The organism is Frateuria sp., assembly GCF_013362045.1.
Lineage (GTDB): Bacteria > Pseudomonadota > Gammaproteobacteria > Xanthomonadales > Rhodanobacteraceae > Frateuria_A.
Window position 1 is genome coordinate 1 of record NZ_JABFWW010000192.1, and the last position, 3813, is coordinate 3813.

The 3813-nt window shown below is 72.7% G+C and carries 2 protein-coding genes and 1 pseudogene; all 3 read right to left on the bottom strand.

All coding sequences use genetic code 11. The annotated features are described in order from the left end of the window. Positions 1 to 2612, bottom strand: a 2612-nt coding sequence (locus HOQ08_RS08920) for a serine/threonine-protein kinase (RefSeq protein WP_291193440.1), incomplete at its 3' end; no start/stop codon positions are given. Between the two features lie 116 nt (positions 2613 to 2728). Continuing rightward, positions 2729 to 3259 carry an ECF-type sigma factor gene (locus HOQ08_RS08925; RefSeq protein WP_291193438.1) on the bottom strand — a complete coding sequence of 177 codons (531 nt, stop codon included), beginning with the start codon at positions 3257 to 3259 and terminating at the stop codon, positions 2729 to 2731. Positions 3260 to 3410: 151 nt separating this feature from the next. Next, positions 3411 to 3813, bottom strand: a pseudogene (locus HOQ08_RS08930) (alpha/beta hydrolase); the annotation flags it as partial.

The window sequence follows — 3813 nt, forward strand, 5'->3', positions numbered from 1 at the left end:
CGCGGATGTGCCGGCGGCAATTCGCGGCTGGCGCGCGGGATCGCCGCCGCCAGCCGTGCCTTCGCCCGGCCCGGCTCGCCATGCGCCAGCTCGACCTGCGCCAGCAGCAGGTGCACCCACAACAGTTGCGGGTCGCCGCCGGACGCGACCGCGGCGAGATCGCGATCGATCGTGGCGCCGAGCGTGGCCGGGCACTGCGGGCCGGGCGACTGGTTGCAGGCCAGCATCAGGCGCGCCTCGGCGACCAGCGGCGGCATCGGGTAGCTGCGCGTACGCAGGCCGGCAATGGCCCCGGGCAACCGTTCGCGCGCCCGCGCGGGGCGGCCTTCCAGCAAGTCGATGCCCGCCAGTTCGCTGTCCACGCGGCCGACCCGCATGCGGTTGGCCGGGTCATTGCCGTACAACCGGCGTGCGGCGTCGAACAGCTTGCGCGCACCCGCGAGGTCGCCCGCTTCCACCAGGCCGAAGGCGGTGGCTTCCAGCGAGTCGCCGTGCAACGCGCTCCCTGCACCGAAACTGCCGGCCGACCACGCCTGCGCCTGCCGGCAGCGTGCCTGCGCGCCGGCGCGGTCGGCCCGCAGCCCATCCAGCACGCAGGCCTTTTGCGCGGCGTACACCTGGGTAAGCTGCGGCCGCTCGCCGTTGCGCGCGTACATCGCCAGCGTCTGGGCGAACAGCGCGTGCGCCTGCGTCCAGTGGCCGGCGCGGTAGGTGGCCGAGGCCAGGCCCGCCAGCGCGAGCGTGGATTCGTTGCTGGACGGGCCGAAATGCGCCAGCTCGAATTGCCAGGTCCGGTGCCACATCGCCATCGCTTCGTCGTAGCGGCCCAGCCCTTCCAGCGCGGAGGCGACGTCGTTGTAGCCGATGCCTACGCGCGGGTCGTCCGGCCCCCAGGTGGCGATCCGTTCGGCCAGCGCTTCGCGGGCAAGGTCCAGGGCGGCTTGTCCATGGCCTTCGCTGTTCTCGACCGCACCCAGCGGGCCGAGCAGGTCGATCAGCGTTTCGCCGTGGATGCCCTGCGCCTGCATGCGCCGGCGGGCCAGGCGCAGGTCGGCGCCGCCCGCCGCGTAGTTCTCCATGCGCACCTCGGCGTAGCCGCGCGCGGTGAGCGCGTGGATCGCCTCGACGTCGGACGGCGCCAGCACCCGTTCGGACAGGGCGACGGCCCGGTTCGCCAGCTCGAGCGACTGCGCGGCGCCGCCAAGCTCCTCGTACAGGCGCGAAAACATCGCCAGCAGATCCACGCGGCCGCCGTCATCCATCTGCGGCGAGCGGTCCAGCCTCGCCACGCCGCGCGCCAGCAGTTCGTCCAGGCTGGGCTGTTTCGACGCCGCGACGCCGTAGCGGATCGGCGCGAACAGGCTCTCGACGAACGCCCGCACCGTGTTGGCGCGAACGGCCTGGCGCCGCGCCACCTGCGCCTGCCACACGGCGATCGACAACGACAGCAGGATGGCCAGCATGAAGGCCGCGGTGATCGCGACGCCGCCGCGATGGCGCGCCACGAACTTGCCCGAGCGGTACCAGCGCGAGGGCGGATGCGCCTGCACCGGCTCGCTGTCCAGGTGGCGCTCGATGTCGTCGGCCAGCGCGCCGGCCGAGGCGTAGCGCCTTTCCGGCTCGCTGCAGGCGGCCTTCAGCACGATGTTGTCGAGGTCGCCGCGCAGCCTGCGCCGTATCGGCGCCACCGCCGACGGCGCGAGGCCGTAGGCGGTGGCAATGGAGGGCGCGTCGGTGCGCGAAGGCGGCGTGGCGGCAGCGCCGATGCTGCGCGGGCGCCCGCTGACCAGCTCGTCCAGCAGGATGCCCAGCGCATAGACGTCGGTGGCGGTGGTGACCGGCTGCTGGGCGAACTGTTCCGGCGCGGCATAGGCCGGCGTGAGCGCGCGATGCTGGGTGCGGGCGGCGCCGGCCATGTCCTCGTCGAGCAGCTTGGCGATGCCGAAATCGAGCAGCTTCGCATCGCCCTCGGCGGTGACCAGCACGTTGGACGGCTTGATGTCCCGGTGCACGATCAACGCCCGATGTGCCGTCTCCACCGCGCGGCAGACCCGCAGGAACAGCACCAGCCGCTGGCGCAGGTCGAGCCGGCGCTCGCGCGCGTAGCGGGTGATCGGCAGGCCGTCGACCAGCTCCAGCGCGATGTAGGCCAGGCCGCCGTCGGTGATGCCGCCTTCGATCAGCCGCGCGATGCCTGGATGGCGCAGGCGCGCCAGCGCCTCGCGCTCGCGGCGGAACTGGCGCTGCGCCTCGGCGCTGTAGAGGCCGCGCGCCAGCAGCTTGAGCGCGACCTCCTGGCGCACGCCTTCGGTTTCGCGAAAGGCGCGGAACACGGTGGAGGAACCGCCCTCGCCCAGCACCTCGACCAGCTCGAACGGGCCGATGTGGCTGCCGGCAGGCAGGGCCTGCGTAACGCTGGCGTCGCCGATCGCGCGTGCAGCGCCGGCGGCATCGCCGGTGGACAGCAACTCGCCTTCGTCGGCATCGGCTTCCAGCATGCGTTGCAGCTGCGCGCGCTGCTGCGGATCGGGACAGCGTTCGGCCAGCAGGCGCGCGCGCGCGTCGGCGGGCAGCGGCAGCGCCGCCTCGAACAGCTCGCGCAAGGACGTCATCGTTGCCACGGCGGACTCTCCCGACATTCGTTCTCCCGCCACCTGCCCTCGATAAACACCGGATGCGCGCCGATTGCGACCTCGGCCGTGGGCCGCCGTGGCAATCCGTGCGTGCCCTAATCCATGCGTGCCTTGATGAACGCGCGTGCAAAACGCCAGTCGCGGTCGATGGTGCGCCGGCAAAGCCCCAGCGTCTGCCCGACCTGCTCCAGGCTGAGCCCGGCGAAGAAGCGCAGCTCCACCACCTGCGCGGCACGCGCATCGGCCTGTTCCAGCTCGTCCAGCGCGCAATCCAGCACCAGCGCCTGCTCGGCGGTGTCCAGCGCCAGCTTCAAGGCGTGATCGTCCAGCGTGACCCGCTGCCATTGCCCGCCGGCGCACAGGCGCAGGCGGTCGCGCGCGCGATTGATCAGCAGATGGCGCATGGCGCGCGCGGCGTAGCCGAAGAACTGCGCAGGGTGCTCGAATGCCAGCCCTTCGCGCTGGCCCATGCGCAGGTAGAGCTCGTGCACCAGTTCGGTGGTGTCCAGCGTGGCGTGGCGGTTGCCGGCCAGTTGCTTGGCGGCCATGGCCTTGAGGCGCGCGTAGACCGCGGCGAACAGCGCCTCGGAGGATTGATCGGGCGGGATCTGCCGGCTGTCGGCCATGGCGCGCACCATCGATGCAGGCCTGCAACACGAGGCATGGTACGCCTGCGCCAGCAGGGCGGCGCGATGGTGCGCGGGTGGGATGACTGGTAGGCAGGCTCAGCTGCAGGGTGCGGCGCGCAGTCGTGGCGCGCGCCGTATCCGCACATCCCTACGTGCGGTGCCCGGGCGCGCCGGGTAGCTGCCGCACGATGCGCCTGACCGCGCCGGCGATCGCCTGCGGCTGGTCCAGCTCGATGTCGTGCGAGCTGTGGGCCACCGGCTGCAGTTCGCCGCGGCGGGAGGTGGCGACGATGCGCCGCTGGGTGTCCAGCCGCGCCGCGTCGAGCGCCTTGCGATCGTTCGGAGGCGCGTCGGCGTAGGTGTCCGAGGCGCTCAGCACGATCAGCGGCAGCGCACCGTGGGCTTCGTCCGACGGCACCGGCTGCGCGAAGACCTGGACGTTCTGCGCCAGCTCGGAGCGCAGCGTGTGCCAGAACGCCGGGCGCTCCGCGCGGGCGTGCGCGGCGGCGGCCACCTTGGCGCTCTGCCATGGCGCCGGGCCGCCGATGCAC